Below are 18,032 nucleotides of genomic sequence, written 5' to 3'. Positions count from 1 at the left end.
TTGATCGGAGCTATTCACCGCCACTGAGACTCACTATGCTGACACTGCTTCATCTGCTTTCTTCTGTCGCCCTGCTGGTGTGGGGCACACACATCGTCCGCACCGGTATTATGCGAGTTTATGGTGCCGATTTACGCCGGGTACTGAGCGCCAGCATCCAGAAAAAACCGACTGCGTTTATGGCCGGGATTGGCGTCACCGCGCTGGTGCAAAGCAGTAATGCAACCGCGTTGCTGGTTATTTCGTTTGTATCGCAAGGGCTGATTTCATTGTCACCCGCGCTGGTGATTATGTTAGGGGCAGATGTCGGGACAGCGCTGATGGCGCGGGTGCTCACCTTTGATCTCTCCTGGCTATCGCCCTTGTTGATTTTGGGCGGGGTGATCGTCTTCCTCGGCCAACGTAAAGCCCGCGTGGGCCAAATGGGGCGAGTCTGCATTGGCCTCGGGCTGATTATTCTGGCACTGCAACTGATTGTTACAGCTGCCGGGCCAATTACACAGGCGACCGCAGTTCAGGCCATTTTTTCCTCCCTGACCGGTGATACCATTCTGGCCCTGTTGATTGGTGCGCTGTTCGCCATGATCAGTTATTCCAGTTTGGCTGCCGTACTACTGACCGCGACACTCGCCGCTACCGGCTTAGTGCCACTGAACATCGCGCTCTGTATTGTGATTGGTTCAAATCTCGGCAGCGGATTGCTGGCCTTGATCAGCAGCCGTGGGCAGAATGCCGTCTCTCGCCAAGTGGTGCTGGGGAGCCTGCTATTTAAAGTTATCGGCTGTATCTTAATTGTTCCTTGGGTCAATATGTTAGGAAAATGGCTATTCGGGCACAGTTTACCCGCCGCCGAAGTGGTCATTTACTTCCACGTTTTCTATAACCTGCTGCGCTGTTTATTGATGCTGCCATTTGTGGGAGTGATGGCACGTATCTGTGCCCGGTTGATCAGTGATGCTCCCAATACCACCCAGCCCTTTGCACCGCGCTATCTGGATATCACCGCTATCGACACTCCGTCACTGGCCTTAGCCAACGCCGTGCGGGAAACCCTACGCATGGGTGACGTGCTGGAGCAAATGCTGTTTCGCTTTAAAGAAGTGTTGGAGGGGAATAAACAACAAAAGCATGAAGTCAGCTTGTTGGAAGATGAAGTCGACATGCTGTATAGCGCGATAAAACTGTATTTAGCCCAAATTCAGCAAGATGAATTAGGCGAGATTGATTCACGCCGCTGGGCGGAAATCATTGATACCGCAGTCAATCTCCAGCAGGCGGGTGATATTATTGGCCGCATGACTTCGGATGTCGCCGCCAAGTCGCTCAATGCGCGCAAACCATTTTCAGCCGAAGGGTTTGAGGAATTAAATACCCTCCATGCCCGGCTGGTCACCAATCTTGATTTGGGCATGTCGGTATTTTTATCTAGAGATATCAATAATGCTAAGCGTCTGCGCCGTGCCAAGCACCGTTTCCGCTTGCTGAACCGCCGTTACTCTCATGCTCACGTCGAGCGCCTGCATCAGCAAAACGTTCTGAGCATTGAAACCAGCAGTCTGCATATGGGGCTATTGGGGGATATGAAGCGTTTGAACTCGCTGTTCTGCTCAACCGCCTATCATGTGCTGGAAGTGCAGGAAGAAGCACTAGATTAAGCCATAAAATGGCGAAAGGGAGCGATCTATCGCCCCCTCCCGTTTAACCACAGCTTATTTTTTCGCCGCAGATAAGCAGATAGTCCGCGTCAACTCATATGATTTTACAAAGGAGCTGATTGGCAAGAATTCAAATGGCGAATGGAAGTTATGCGCACCAGTGAAATAGTTGGGTGTTAACAACCCTTTGCTGGATAACGCCGCGCCATCCGTCCCGCCTCGCATCGGAATGACATTAGGCTCAATCCCCAACTGCGCCATGGAAGAGAAAACAAGCTCAATTGCTGTTTTATCTTCACCAATGGAATTGCTGATATTGCTGTAAACATCGGTCACTGAATAGCTTAACTTGGCGCGTGGATAGCGGGCAGAGATCTTTGCCACTGCCGCGCCAATTGAAGCTTTACGGGCCGCAAAGGAAGCATTATCAAAATCACGAATGGCAATTTTCAGTTTGGCGCTGTTAGGGTTAGCCACCATATCCGTGAACCAAACATAACCTTCCCGCCCTTCGGTGTGTTCTGGCGTCTGTTGCGGGTCAAATTCACTGATAATGTCATAAGCGACACGAATCGGATTGATCAGCACATTCTTGGCTGACATGGGATGTGCCGTCACACCCACAATATCAATCTCCGCCGAGGCCGCATTGAAGTTCTCATACACCACTTCGCCCAGTTCACAGCAATCGATGGTATAAGCAAAATCAACATCAAAGCGCGCCAGATCCAGCGCTTTGGCACCGAGTAAGCCAATCTCTTCATCTGGCACAAATGCCACAATAATATCGCCGTGCTTATCATCCGCGCTCAAGTTTTCCAGCAGTGTCATCACCACCGTTACTGCCGCTTTATTATCCGCCCCCAACACACTGGTACCATCGCTGAAAATAATCTCTTCATCCTGATAACGTAGAATTTCCGGGTGTTCCGCCGTGCGCAGATAGATGCCCTGCTCCGGATTCAAGCACAGGTCGCTGCCGGTAAAGTGCAAGCGCTGAGGATGGATATCGGCTGACAAACCAACATCAACGGTATCAATGTGAGTGATAAAACCAATACGTGGCGCTGTAGGCTGGTTACCCGGTTTACGGGCAGTTACCGTCGCATGTTCATCAATGACGATATCTTCCAGCCCCAACTGCCGCAGTTCATCGGCCAACATTTGCGCCATCTTATGCTGCCCCGCCGTGCTCGGCAGTGTGCTAGCGGCGGCGTCACTCTGACTACTGACGGACAGATAGCGGAAAAAACGTTGAGTGAGTTGTTCTGAGAGTGCGATTGTCATTTATTATTCCTTATTCATTTTATTTTTTAGACGGTTAGTGAGTCGCCGGGTAGGTATAGCCGCTCTGGAACCCTAATGGAATCCCTAATCCCCAGAACAAATACAGCATCAGGGTGAGCACAATTGTCAGCCCAAGAGTATAAGGCAGCATCATGGCGCAGAGTGTTCCCACCCCAGTCTTAGAGCAATACTGGCGGCAATACATAATGATTAAAGGATAGAAGGCAAACATCGGTGTCGAGATATTGACAGTGGAACTGACGCGGAAACTGGCCTGCGTCAGTTCCGGCGAAATACCTACCGCCATCAACATCGGTACTAATACCGGTGCCAAAATCGACCATTTTGACGATGCTGAAGTAATAATAATATCCAACGCGCAAGACAGTAGAATCACCCCTAAAATAGTGAATCCAGCGGGCATCGCCAAGGTCCGCAACAAGTCAGCGCCCGAGATTGCGAGCAATGTGCCGATATTAGAATGACTGAATGAATATAGGAACTGGGCGCAGAAGAAACTGAAAACTAAAAACGAGACCAATGAGCGTGTGATGTTTTCCATGCTGCTGGTGACATCTTTAGTGCTTTTAAAGGTGCCCGCGCTGAAACCATAAATCAGGCCGGGAATGGCGAACATGAAGAACAGCAGCGGGACAATGGCTTGCATGATAGGCGCGTCAGGGCGGGTTAAACTCCCCTCTGGTGAGCGCAATAAAGAGTTCTCCGGGTACAATGCCGCCGCCAGACCAATCAGCATCAATAGCATAGTCAGCCCCGCTTTTTTAAATGCTTTGCTCTCGCGCGGAGTCACTTTTTGCAGTTCATCATGGTTATGTAGCACACTGAGATCGTCATTCAGGGGCATCGACTTGATCAACCGCGGCTCGACAATTTTCTCAGTAATAAACCAACACACCAGAATCACGGCAAATGTACTGCCAAAGCTGAGGAAATAGTTACATAGCACATTGACGTTATAACTCGGGTCAATAATATGTGCCGCGCCCTGAGTAAAACCCTGCATGATAGGGTCAATAATCGATGGGGTATAACTGGCCGAGAATCCACCCGCCAACCCGGCAAAAGCCGCGGCAATTCCAGCAAGCGGATGGCGGCCACTGGCATAAAACATCATGGCCGATACTGGCATTAAAATCACATAAGCCGAATCAGATGCAACATGGCTGACCACACCAATAAAAATGACCGCCGGTGTCAAAATGCGCTGGGGTGTCACATTAAGCATCTTTTTCAACATGACCTGAATAAAGCCACTGCCCTCGGCAATCCCAATGCCCAGTGTTGCGACAATAGTAATTGCCAATGGTGGGAAGTTAATAAAGTTTTTGACCATGGTGGTAATAAAGGTCACCAGCTCAACTGGTGCCAGCATATTGGTCACTTTGATCTGCTCACCAGTCAGCGGATGATAATAATCAAAATTGATAAATGACAATCCAAAAGAAAGCACCCAGCACACACCCAGTGCATAAATAAATAGCATGGTGATATCAGGCATCGCATTACCGATGCGCTCGATGGTATTAAGTATTCCGGTTTGCCGGTTTTCCTGCGGTTCTACTGATGACATATCCTGTCGTTTCCCTTTAAAGAGGCCATGGCCAAAACGGACAGGAAATACACGTGACTTCCTGTCGCGATAGAGTGATTGCGTGGTGTGGGAGAAGATAAAGCCAAATATTAACGGGGTGAAATACGAATAAACCCTGCAAAGGAAAAACAAAAACTAACGCCATGAAAAATATAATATTTTTATGTTTGGTTTTTTATAACAAAAATCATAACGCGTCAATTTAATTTCATTTTCCATTTAACTAAGCATTATATTAAATACCATAAAAATGATAATTAGCTAAATTTAGTATCGATAAACAACAGAAAGTAAGACTAATAACCCAATGACATGACAAATTAAAAAATATAAAACGAAAATAAATCACCACCAATTTTTTCATGATTAATATTTACCAGTACACGTTTAATCACAAAAAACGGCACATACCCATTGATATGTGCCGTTAGTTATTGATAACTATTAATTCCCGTTAGAAATTATATTTAACGCCTAACGTGATACTGGTATCACTGTAGCCATTATTACCCAGTTGCTGGCCAACATTCCCCCACAGGTTCAGCTTTTTATTTATCTGGCCTTCAACACCCAATTTCAATTCGGCAATATTAGCGGCCCCCGCTTGTTTCACCGTTATGCCATCTAATGTCGTGCCGAAATCTTTCGTATTGTGAACCCAACTAGCTTCAACGTAAGGTTTAAACGCTGGCTCTTTCGCCTTATTGGCAGACTGAATCGGGCTAATGAAAGCTTTCGCGCCCAAACGGGTTTGAATATTATTATTCCCCTCACCGGTGACCAAGGTGCCATTGGTTTCGGTATGAGAATCTGCTTTTACGCCCATCCACACGACCTGAGCTTTCGGCTGGATAAAGAAGTGACTATAAGCACTTTCCCCCACTTTAAAGATATAACCGCTCTCAACCGCAGCGGTAAAACCTTTCGAGTCATATTTCTCGGTGGTGAGATCCTGCCCATCAACCTGGTTGTTAAACCAACTATATTGCAGCCACGAATCAACGTAAGCACCGGTATTTTCCTGACTATTAGCAAACCATGTGCCATACATCCCGACACTGTAACCATCAACCGAGCCATTGGAGCGATAACCCGTCACCTGTGCCACACTAGAGCTGCTGCTATTGGCATAACCCGCCATCACACCGACACGCCACAAATCTTGCGCGTTACGACTCCATTGCGCTACATCCCCTCCGAGCTGCATGACATAGCGGTTATCTTGAGTTTTCAATTCACCACTGTCATCACGGGAACGATTATGAGTGCCTTCATTGCGTATCCACAGGCTGGTGGTTTTCTCTTCGCCAGTGAAGACATCGGTGTACAGTGTTTCCCCTGCACGGTCGGCCAAAGTGGTGACAAACATGGCGTTCGCCGCAGCTAAGTTTGCAGTGTAACTGGCCGGCTCTGGACGGCGCTCATCGACTTGAGTACGCAAATACCAGTCGCCATCGGTTGGCGAGCTAATGCTGCCCTGATACAAGAAATACTCATATGCGCCCGCAACCGCACGGCCATTAAGGGTAAATTGCCCTGCCGAATCACCGCCAACATTGATAATTTTGATACCGTCAGACGTCCGTCCACCATTACCGCCAATGTTATTCACTGTGACATAACTCTGCCCTGCGGTATTACCGGTAATCAATAGCCGGTCACTGTTTGACGAATCCCCCGCCAGAACGGTATTGAAGACCACTGTGCCATTATTACCGGTATAATTACCGTCAATGGTAAATGTTCCAAAATCACCGCCGGTTAAAGCATTCGGCATAATCAGGCTGCCGTTGTTTTCAACATTCCCGGTCACCTTACCGTAGCCACCTAATGAACCGGTGGTGGTAATCAGCACATTGCTGGTCAGATTGGCGATAGTCGAGGCCAGCGAGACTGACAATGAACGCGCTAACGGTGATTCTTCCACATAAAGCGCCGATATCACTGGTAAACTGCCCAATTGCAGTAATCCATTCTCAATGGTGGTCTGGCCAGCATTGACAGTGCTTCCTTCAATTTTAACCGTTCCGCTACCACGTTTAATCAGCGCGCCACTCCCGGTGATAGTGTTAGTCAACTCCCATACTGACGCCGTATCCAGAATCAACTCACCACTGTTGGCGATTCGGCTATTCCCAAGATTTTGGGCGCTATTCGCCGTCAAAATAGCCCCGGCATCCGTGCTGAATAAGCCCGAATAGCCGCTGTTATCTCCCGTCAATCGGATATTGGCATTGTTCGTCAGTTGGGCGTTACCACTGGCACCAGTCAGGTTGTTCAACAATACGCCGGTGGTATTATCCAGGTTAAGAACACCGTTATTATTAATCACCCCGCTTCCCAGACCTTGAGCCTGATACAGATGTGCTGTGGCACCGTTGGCAATGTCCGTGCTACCGGTAAAGCCGGTATTCCCTTGCGTAATACTGAGTGAACCGCCGCTCAGAGCCAGCTCCCCTGCACCGCTAAGCGCACCATCCACCTGGCCGCCGTTGGTTACTGCTAATTTGCCATTATTGAAATTCAGGGTGCTGCCCGTTTCCGTGGTTAATTGGCCCACCGTTTGCTGAGTCCCATTGAGATCCACGGTGGTGGTATTGCTCATCGCCAACTGCGAGGTTTGTCCCAGCGCAGAATTGGCATTCAGACGTAAAATCCCTGAACGCACCCACGTGGCCCCAGTGTAATTATTGGTCGCATTCGATAACGAGGCGATGCTGCCGTCATTTGCGGAAACAAACGCCAAATCACCACTGCCGCTAATCTGGGTAGACAAATCGTTAGATTGTTTACCATTGTTAGCCAGCGTTGCCGTCAAGATTAAAGCATCATTGCCGGTGCTCTGTAGCTCTAATCCTGTCAGCCCATAATTAACATACAGACCGTCATAAACATTCCCGGTCGTCAGGCCGTAATTAAATGAACCGATCGCCGCAGCATTGCCCCCTCCTGGGTTATAGACACCCTGATAGAAAACAGCACTTATTGGACCACCGTTCTGATCAGTCAGTGTCAATTCGCGCCCGGAACCGGTAGCAGCCCCGGTGCCCAACTTAACAATTATTTCGCCCTCATCCAGCTCCATCACCGGCAAACCATCAAGACTTGGTGCAAGAGTGACAGGTAAATTGACCCGAACATTTCCCCCACCGGTAGTATTGATACTATTCGCCGCGAAAGTCCCTTCAGAGGAAATCACCCCGGCGTTATCCACCATGTGATTGAACAGCATCGTCCCGCCGTTCAGCGCCAGTGCGCCGATATTCTGGACACCATCAGCCACCGAAGTCATATTGCCACTGGACAGTTTTAGCGTGGCATTCGTCAGGGCCGCTGAGTTCACGCCATTAAGATCAAAAGTGGAGTTCGTCAGATTTGCCGTACCGTTGAATGTCCCGCCCACCGAGGTGCCAAAGTTAAACGCCGTGCTAGCCGAGTTCTTCGCCACATTCAAGGTGCCGTTGCCCGTTAGCGCGTGATCAAACAGCGCAATATCATCCAGATTCAAAGTAGCATCCGCGATATCCACCGCCACTGTATTGGCGACCGCATTACTGTTGGTCAGTGTGGCATTCGAACCGCCCGTCACCTGCAATATCCCGCTGCCCGTCACCGCGTTACTGAAAGTGCTGTTAAAGCCACTCAGCGCCAGCGTGTCCTGCGTGCCCGCTAGTGTGACGTTGGAACTGGCCCCCAGATTGGCGGTAGTGCCCACCGTCAGTTTGCTGTTCCCCGCCAGAGCATACTGGCCGAGGAACCCGCTGTTATTGCCGGTTAGAGTGGTATTCGCGCCAGTGGTGACATCCACCGTCGAACCCGCAACACCGATGAGCGCATTGGCGACCGTGCCATTCACCCCTTTTAGCACCAGATGCGAGGTCGCGGTGTCCAGCCCGACAGTCGCCGCCGAGGCCCCAAGATTACTGGCCTGACCGACGGTCAGAGCACCAGAGGCACCGATATGATGCACACCGCTGAAAGTATTGGTGCCGCTCAGAGTCACTGCAGCATTGGTGTTGATATTGCCATTGCCGCTCAGCACATTCGCCAGTACCGCATTGGCCCCGTTCAGGTTCAGGTTACCGAGCACATTGACGGCGCTGGTGCCCAGTGTTCCTGCGCCGCTCAGAGTGGCGGAGGCGCTGTTGGCAATATTGGTTTGCCCCGCCAAACCGCTGTTGGCGGCACTGATAGCCAGATCGCCGCCATTAATATTGAGAATGCCGGAGCCAGTTAAACCGCCGGTCGTGGTGGAAACCCCGCCGGTACTCAGGTTCAATGTGCCGCCCGCAATATTCAGGATATTGTTGTTGGTCAACAAACCGCTGCTCAACGTCCCGCCGGTGCCCAATGTCACTGTCCCGGCGTTGGCCAGTGCGCCCACCGTCTGGCTGTGGCCGTTAATATTGGTGTTAGCCCCGCTGAGCACATTCAGCAATGAGGTACGCCCAAAAGCATTGTTAGCCCCCAGAATCAGCGTACCCGCATTGACCGTGGTCGCCCCGCTGTAAGTATTCGTGCTATTCGCCAATGTCAGCGCGCCATTACTGGCATCTACCTGCAAACCGCCGCTGCCCGACAAAGTCGCATTCAATACCCGATTAGCCGTCGCTCCACTTTCCGTTGCCAGCAATAAGGCATTATTGCCGCTGGTTAACAGTTCTAGCGCTTTGAGGGTGTAATTGACGTACAACCCCGTGCCGGTGCTACCGTCACTGCTGGTCAGGCCATAGTTATGAGTGGCATTAGCAACCGCCACCCCGCCCTGCTGGATGGTCGATAGTACCGCCTGACCACCGGATGTCACCGGCGTGCCGTTGATCATCAGATTAAGCACGTTGACATCGCCAGTCACTCTGGCGGCATCAATCAGCTTCAGCATGATATCGCCCCGATCTTGCGCGAGGATCGACAAGTTTGGTGCGACGACCGGGTTAGTATTATTCCAGTCGCTCGTGCCGGTGACACTGACCGTGCCACTGTTCAGTGCCAGATCCGCGACCGTGACCACCCCCTTGGCTTGGGATTGTGGGGCGGCACCGTCAAAAATCAAAGTACCGCCGTTCAGATTCAGCCCATGTAATGTACGGTCGGTGGAGCCGACGGTGGTGACGTTGTTAGCCGAGAGTTTTAGCGTGGCATTCGCCAGCGCTGCCGTGTTGTCTGCCGTTAAGGCGAAAGTGGAGTTCGTCAGATTAGCCGTACCAGTAAATGCCCCGCCCACCGAGGTGCCGAAGTCAAACGCCGTGCTGGCCAGGTTTTTCGTCACATTCAGTGTACCGTTGCCGGTCAGCGCGTGATCAAACAGCGCGATGTCAGTCAGATTCAACGTGGAATTAGCGATATTCACCGCCACCGCATTGGCGACCGCATTACTGCTGGTCAGTGTGGCATTCGAACTGTCCGTGACCTGCAATATTCCGCTGCCCGTCACTGTGTTGCCGAAGGTGCCGCTAAAACCACTCAGCGCCAGAGTGTCCAGTGCACCCGCCAAGTTAACGCTGGAATTCGCCCCCAGATTGGCGGTGCTGCCCACCGTCAGTTTGCTGTTCCCCGCCAGAGCATACTGGCCGAGGAACCCGCTGTTAGTGCCGGTCAGAGTAGCATTCGCGCCGGTGGTGACGTCCACCGTCGAACCCGCAACCCCGCTGAGAACATTGGCGACCGTGCCATTCACCCCTTTTAGCACCAGATGCGAGGTGGCTGTATCCAGCCCGATGGTGGCGCTCGAAGCCCCCAGATTACTGGCCTGCGTCACCGCCAGAGCACCGGTGGCACCGATATGATGCGCACCACTGAAAGTATTGGTGCCGGTCAGAGTCACTGCGGCGTTGGTGTTGATATTGCCATTGCCGCTCAGCACATTCGCCAGCGCCGCATTGGCCCCGTTCAGGTTCAAACTACCCAACACATTGACGGCACTGGTGCCCAGTGTACCCACACCGCTCAGGGTGGCGGTGGCACCGCTGGCAATATCCGTGCTAGCCATAAAGCCGGTATTCTGTTGCGTGATACTGAGTGAACCGCCGGTCAAAACCAGCTCCCCTGCACCACTGAGCTCACCATCTACCTGACCGCCATCCGTCACGGATAATTTGCCATCATTGAAATTCAGGATGCTGCCGGTTTCTGTGGTTAATTGGCCCACCGTCTGCTGAGTCCCATTGAGGTCCACCGTGGTGTCATTGCTCATATCCAGCAGCGAGGTTTGCCCCAGAGCAGAATCTGCATCGAGACGTAATCCTCCTGAGCGCACCCATGTGGCCCCAGTGTAATTATTGGTCTCGTTCGATAACGAAGCGATGCTGCCATCATTAGCGGAAACAAACGCCAGATCGCCACTGCCGCTAATCTGGACAGACAGATCGTTAGATTGCTTACCATTGTTAGCCAGCGTTGCCGTCAAGATCAAAGCATCATTGCCGGTGCTCAGTAGCTCTAATGCTGTCAGCCCATAATTGACATACAGACCGTCATAACCATTACCGGTCGTCAGGCCGTAATTAAATGAACCATTCGCCGCAGCGCTGACCACGCCAGGATTATTGATTTGCTGATAGAAAACAGAGCCTATTGGGTTACCGCTCCCATCAGATAGTGTCAGTTCGTGCCCGGAACCGGTAGCGGCCCCCGTGCCCAACGTAACAATTATTTCGCCTTCGTCCAGCTCCATCACCGGTATCCCGGCAAGACTTGGCGCGAGGTTAGCAGGCAAGTTAACCCGAACATTTCCCCCACCGGTGGTATTGATGCGATTCGCCGCGAATGTCCCCTCAGAGGTAATTATCCCCGCGTTATCAATGATATTATTGAATAATATCGTCCCGCGGTTCATCACCAATGCGCCGATATTCTGCACACCATCAGCCACCGAGGTCAGATTGCCACTGGACAGTTTCAGCGTAGCATTCGTCAGGGCCGAGGTGTTCACCCCATCCAGATCAAAAGTGGAGTTCGTCAGGTTTGCCGTGCCAGTGAATGCCCCACCCACCAAGCTACCAAAGTTAAATGCCGTGCTGGCCAGGTTTTTCGACACATTCAATGTACCGTTGCCGGTCAGCGCGTGATCAAACAGCGCGATATCAGTCAGATTCAACGTGGAATTGGCGATATTCACCGCCACCGTATTAGCAACTGCATTGCTGCTGGTCAGTGTGGCATTCGAAGCGCCCGTCACCTGCAATATTCCGCTGCCCGTCACCGTGTTGCCGAAGGTACCGCTAAAACCACTCAGCGCCAGAGTGTCCTGCGCGCCCGCCAAGCTAACGCTGGAACTCGCCCCCAGATTGGCGGTGCTGCCCACCGTCAGTTTGCTGTTCCCCGCCAGAGCATACTGGCCGAGGAAGTTGCTGTTATTGCCGGTCAGAGTGGTATTCGCACCAGTGGTGACGTCCACCGTCGAACCCGCAACCCCGCTGAGAACATGGGCGACCGTGCCATTCACCCCTTTTAGCACCAGATGCGAAGTGGCGGTGTCCAGCCCGACTCTGGCCGTCGTACTCCCCAGATTACTGGCCTGTGTCACCGTCAGCGCGCCGTTGGTACCGATATGATGCACACCGCTGAAAGTATTGGTGCCGGTCAGAGTCACTGCGGCATTGGTGTTGATATTGCCATTGCCGCTCAGCACATTCGCCAGCGCCGCATTGGCCCCGTTCAGGTTCAAACTACCCAACACATTGACGGCGCTGGTGCCCAGTGTTCCCGCGCCACTCAGGGTGGCGGAAGCACCGCTGGCAATATTGGTTTGCCCCGCCAAACCGCTGTTGGCGGCACTGATGGCTAGATCGCCGCCATTAATATTGAGAGTGCCGGAGCCAGTCAAGCCGCCGGTCGCGGTAGAAGCCCCGCCCGCACTCAGGTTTAATGTGCCGCCCGCGATATTCAGGATATTATTGTTGGTCAACAGGCCGCTACTTAGCGCCCCGCCGGTGCCCAATGTCACTGTCCCAGCATTGGTCAGCGCGCCCACCGTCTGACTGTGGCCGTTAATATTGGTGGTAGTGCCCGACGCAGTATTCAGCGCCGAGGTCTGGCCCAGCGCGTTATTACTGCCCAGATTCAAAATACCGCCATTGACTGAGGTACTGCCGGTGTAATTATTGGTCGTATTTGTCAGCGTCATTTCGCTGTTATTCGCGCCAATCGCCAGATTACCCACGCCAGTCAGTTGCGCCAGTAAGGTATGATCGGCATTGACCGCACCTTGCGACGTCAGAGTTAATGTCTGACCGGAGAGCAACGCTAACCGCGTCAATGCGGAGGTAACACTCAAGCCGCCGCCCACGCCAGATAAGCCGTAGTTATAAATCGCCTGCGCCACAGTATTAGCGCCCTGAATAACATCCACCGAGACATTCGCACTCAGGATATCACCCAAGATATTCCGTAAGGTGAGCCGCGCCAAATCGGCGGCCGACAGCACATTGCTGCTGTTAATTAACCGCGTTGCGGTGCCAGTATCCTGATCAAGTAAATTCCCACCGGTCGTGAGAGTGGGATCCACTCTGATGTTACTGTTAGCCGTCACCGCCAGTGTGCCAGTGCTGATTAAGCTGCCGCTGGCAAATGCGGCAGTGCCGCCGTTGAGAGCAAAGTTACCCACCGCCTGATTACCATTACCGACTGCCACCGCTGTGCCCGCAGAGGCAATAAATGAAGCATTACTCAATGCAGCGGTATTATTCCCACTCAGAGTAAAAATACTGTTTTTCATATCTACCGTACCGGCAAATGCGGTGCCGGTATTCACACCAAAATTGAACGTGTTATTGGTAGTATCGATATTCAAGGTGCCGTTGCCGGTCAGCGCGTGATCAAATAGCGCAGGGCCAGTCAGATTCAACGTGGAATTGGCGATATTTACCGCCACCGTATTAGCAACTGCATTGCTGCTGGTCAGTGTGGCATTCGAAGCGCCCGTCACCTGCAATATTCCGCTGCCCGTCACCGTGTTGCCGAAGGTACCGCTAAAACCACTCAGCGCCAAAGTGTCCTGCGCGCCCGCCAAGCTAACGCTGGAACTCGCCCCCAGATTGGCGGTGCTGCCCACCGTCAGTTTGCTGTTCCCCGCCAGAGCATACTGGCCGAGGAAGTTGCTGTTATTGCCGGTCAGAGTGGTATTCGCACCAGTGGTGACGTCCACCGTCGAACCCGCAACCCCGCTGAGAACATGGGCGACCGTGCCATTCACCCCTTTTAGCACCAGATGCGAAGTGGCGGTGTCCAGCCCGACTCTGGCCGTCGTACTCCCCAGATTACTGGCCTGTGTCACCGTCAGCGCGCCGTTGGTACCGATATGATGCACACCGCTGAAAGTATTGGTGCCGGTCAGAGTCACTGCGGCATTGGTGTTGATATTGCCATTGCCGCTCAGCACATTCGCCAGCGCCGCATTGGCCCCGTTCAGGTTCAAACTACCCAACACATTGACGGCGCTGGTGCCCAGTGTTCCCGCGCCAGTCAGGGTGGCAGAAGCACCGCTGGCAATATTAGTTTGCCCCGCCAAACCGCTGTTGGCGGCACTGATGGCTAAGGTACCGCCATTAATATTGAGAGTGCCGGAGCCAGTCAAACCGCCGGTCGCGGTAGAAACTCCGCCCGCACTCAGGTTTAATGTGCCGCCGGCGATATTCAGGATATTATTGTTGGTCAACAGGCCGCTGCTTAGCGCCCCGCCGGTGCCCAATGTCACTGTCCCAGAATTGGTCAGCGCACCCACCGTCTGACTGCGGCCATTGATATTGGTGGTGGTGCCGACAGCAGTGTTCAGCGCCGAGGTCTGGCCCAGCGCATTATTACTGCCCAGATTCAAAATACCGCCATTGACTGAGGTACTGCCGGTGTAATTATTGGTCGTATTTGTCAGCGTCATTTCACTGTTATTCGCGCCAATCGCCAGATTACCCACGCCAGTCAGTTGCGCCAGTAAGGTGCGATCGGCATTGATCGTACCTTGCGACGTCAGAGTTAATGTCTGACCGGAGAGTAACGCTAACCGCGTCAATGCGGAGGTGACACTCAAGCCGCCGCCCACGCCAGATAAGCCGTAGTTATAAATCGCCTGCGCCACAGTATTAGCGCCCTGAATGACATCCGCCGAGACATTTGCACTCAGGATATCACCCAAGATATTCCGTAAGGTGAGCCGCGCCAAATCGGCGGCCGACAGCATATTGCTGCTGTTAATTAACCGCGCTGAAGTGCCAGTATCCTGATCAAGTAAATTCCCACCGGTCGTGAGAGTGGGATCCACTCTGATGTTACTGTTAGCCGTCACCGCCAGTGTGCCTGCGCTGATTAAGCTGCCGCTGGCAAATGCGGCGGTGCCGCCGTTGAGAGCAAAATGACCCACCGCCTGATTGCCATTACCGACTGCCACCGCCGTGCCCGCAGAGGCGATAAATGAAGCATTTCTCAATGCAGCGGTATTATTCCCACTCAGGGTAAAAATACTGTTTTTCATATCTACCGTACCGGCAAATGCGGTGCCGGTATTCACACCAAAATTGAACGTGTTATTGGCCGTGTCTATATTCAATAACCCGGTACCCATCAGAGAATTGTTAATTGTCGCCACGCCATTCAAATTCAGAGTGCCACCCAGTGACAGGTTGCTCACTCCCAACTGATTACTGTTGCTCGCTGTCAGAGTACCGCTCGAATTAATTTGCCAATCACCAGCAAAAGCACTTGCCTGGCTCAATGAGACATTAGCCCCGTCATCAACAGTAGCCAGGCCATCCCCCGCCGCGGCATGGCCTATTGAGGCATTCAGAACGCCATTAAATGTGCTGTTAAAGATGAGATCACTGCTACTATCAATATTGATAGTCCCGCTACTCACATTATCTTTGGAGGACAACGCAATCTGACTGCTAGCCAGATTAATATTGGCAAATCCCTGCAATGTCGTTGTTGTCCCCAACGCGTAATAAGAGCCATTGAAATTGAGAGTATTACTGCCTGAGCCAGCATTGAGAGCACCTAAATAGGTATTCCCCGCCGTCATATTATTTATGGTGAAAGTATCATTACCCGCTCCCGAGACAATAGATGACACTCGCGCGCCATTTTCGATGGTCACGTTATTATTGCCATCACCCAGATTAATTAATCCATTGCTTTGCGAGATACTACCAAGCACCAAGGTATCGTTACCGGCACCGGTCGTTAAGGTACCGTTCAGGATCCCGTTGTTATTAATTGTGTTGGCGGCGGAACCGGCGAAAGTTACCGCGCCATTAATGGTTCCGTTGTTATTCAATGTTTTGGCGGCGGTGCCTGCAAAACTAATTGCCGTTGCACCCGCTGCATTGATCTTGGCATTCGTACCAATGGTCGTGGCCGCCACTGCGCCATCGGCGACGCGTAAACCGGTACCGCCGCTGTTAGTGACACTGACATTCAGATTAGCACCGGAGAGATCGACTCCGCCGCCACTGGCGTTGATCCCGGTTCCAGCACCCGAAACATTGATATCCAATGCCGCCGGGCTCCAGCCCGTTAACGCGGTGTTAACCGTTGCAATCCCAGTACCGGTGCCCGTGACATTAATCTGATTACGGCCATTAGCGCTAGTGGCGAAGGTCAAGCCAGCCAGGCTATTTAGCGCCGTGCCATTTGCGGTATTGAGTATGACGTGGCTCAATGTCACATTGGTCGCATCAGATTTTAGGAAAGCACTACCGGTCCCCCCCATATTAATAATCACATCGGTAAGCTGCTGATTATTAGTATTTCCCCTGAAATCGACCCCGTTTGCAGCACCGCTTATATTGACAGCCCCCCCAACCAAATTTAGCTGTGTATTATTCAGTGCGGTAATAGCTGATCCGGCGGTAGCATTGAGGGTACCGCCAGTATTATCGACCTTGACGGCTTGGGACGAAGTAGAGCTGACAGAGATACCAGCCAATGTGCTAGTAATTGTGCCTTTATTCGTGACACTAATCGTTGATGTACCGGTATTTGTTGCAGATATTCCGGTCGCAGCGGTAATATTTCCTAATGCTTTATTTTCCAGAATGATTTTTCCGGTACCAGCATGAGAGGCAGAAATACCCGCAGTTCCGGCATTAATAGTGCCGCCAGAGCTAATATAAATCCCACCGCCGTTTGCTACACCCGTTTTGCTGGCAAGAATACCCGCGCCACTAGTTGTCCCAAGGTTTGAACCAGCAGCTAAGTTATAGATAACATTGTTAGTTGAGACCGGGCCATTATAAATATATGAAGTGGCAACAGTACTGGGAGCATTACTGATAACATCACCCGGCTGATTATTGATGATAACAGTCGCACCAGCGCCAAAAGTGTTGTTAGCCGTGTTATAAGAACCTATCTGCACACCATAGTTAGCAACACCCAACGGGTTTTGGTTACCGATATTCAGCTGTAGTTTGGCGCCATCTTCAATCATATAGTTATACGATGCTACACCAGCACCGACAACACCTGGACCATTCGTCAGCCGCGTGCCAGTAAGACTGACATCAGAACCCTGAGCAAAAGTGAGTACGCTATTTGCTGCCGAACCATTACTCCAGAATACCGCCGGATAATCAGGGCTGGTTATTCCGGTTAAGTAAAACTTTCCGGTAAAGGCAATATTGTTACCGACTACCGATTGCCGATAAGTGCCAAAATTCAAGGTTATTGGCTGAGTAATATTACCAAATATCACCCTACCGAAATTATTAGATGTGAGCGCCGCACCATCCGCCCCCATAGCAACCAACTTACCATTAGGTACCGAGTTGATATCATCCAACGTCACGGATAATCGGGTAGTCGCATCTTGTACATACACCAGTCGGGAAACCGTGCCGCTGGTGAGCGCAAACGTTGATGTGATGTCTTTAAAGTTGGTGAGTTTGAATGTTGCATTCTCCGCAGCCCAGGCCGTATTGTTTGTGCTACCCGCAACCATGTTGAAAGCATAACCCGCAAATTTTAAGTCATAGCCACCACCATCAATTACCAGATTCTTTCGTGCATTGGCGGCTTGGTTTACTGTAATCCCTCCAGAATATGCCGTTGAAAGATCGATATTTGCTGTTAATAGAATAGTAGTCGCTGTACTTCCCGCCCCGGTATTACTCAACGCGGTAGCTAAACTTGCCGCAGTTCCCACTGCCACGCAACTTGCGCCCATTGCTGTACATTGTGCGGGAGTAATGGCCAATGCAGGTTGAATACCCAAAGCCCCCATCACGGCTGCAGCTAAAATAGCTATTTTAGGTGGAATATACTGATTGAATGCATCACCGACAGATTGAGAAGTAAAAGAGCGCTGAGTAGTAGTTGATTTTTGTTTTCCTTTAGCGAACTCACCTACAGCAACCCATACATTCAATGACCTATTCCAAATAACTTTAAAAATTGCATTCATATCTATCCTTAAAAGATTGAAATCTTATTGAAAAGGTATTGACGACAACGCCCCTTACCTATCAGGCGATAGATAATTAGGGTAA

General features: G+C 51.4%; 4 protein-coding genes. 1 reads left to right on the top strand and 3 read right to left on the bottom strand.

The features are described 5' to 3' along the window. The first annotated feature begins 35 nt into the window (after positions 1-35). Entirely contained in the window at positions 36-1,655 is a 1,620-nt protein-coding gene (locus DX162_RS09400; protein WP_004392213.1) for a Na/Pi cotransporter family protein, read from the top strand. 54 nt (positions 1,656-1,709) lie between these two features. Here DX162_RS09400 and pepT read toward each other — a convergent pair whose 3' ends face one another. The 3 genes from pepT to DX162_RS09385 all read right to left on the bottom strand — a co-directional run bounded on the left by pepT (position 1,710) and on the right by DX162_RS09385 (position 17,947). Next, entirely contained in the window at positions 1,710-2,942 is a 1,233-nt protein-coding gene (gene pepT, locus DX162_RS09395) for a peptidase T (protein ID WP_004392214.1), read from the bottom strand. 34 nt (positions 2,943-2,976) lie between these two features. Next, positions 2,977-4,533 (bottom strand): AbgT family transporter, encoded by a 1,557-nt coding sequence (locus DX162_RS09390; protein WP_004392215.1) that lies wholly within the window; start codon positions 4,531-4,533, stop codon positions 2,977-2,979. Between the two features lie 475 nt (positions 4,534-5,008). Then, positions 5,009-17,947, bottom strand: a complete 12,939-nt coding sequence (locus DX162_RS09385; protein WP_098081088.1) for an autotransporter outer membrane beta-barrel domain-containing protein — start codon at positions 17,945-17,947, stop codon at positions 5,009-5,011. Positions 17,948-18,032 lie beyond the last annotated feature (85 nt).

Origin of the sequence: Yersinia kristensenii, from assembly GCF_900460525.1 — a bacterium.
GTDB classification, from domain to species: domain Bacteria; phylum Pseudomonadota; class Gammaproteobacteria; order Enterobacterales; family Enterobacteriaceae; genus Yersinia; species Yersinia kristensenii.
This window is presented reverse-complemented; position numbering and strand designations above follow the sequence as displayed.

Excerpts from the sequence above, each read along its gene's own strand:
- DX162_RS09400 (WP_004392213.1), top strand. The coding sequence starts at position 36 with ATGCTGACACTGCTTCATCTGCTTTCTTCTGTCGCCCTGCTGGTGTGG.
- pepT (WP_004392214.1), bottom strand. The coding sequence starts at position 2,942 with ATGACAATCGCACTCTCAGAACAACTCACTCAACGTTTTTTCCGCTAT.
- DX162_RS09390 (WP_004392215.1), bottom strand. The coding sequence starts at position 4,533 with ATGTCATCAGTAGAACCGCAGGAAAACCGGCAAACCGGAATACTTAAT.
- DX162_RS09385 (WP_098081088.1), bottom strand. The coding sequence starts at position 17,947 with ATGAATGCAATTTTTAAAGTTATTTGGAATAGGTCATTGAATGTATGG.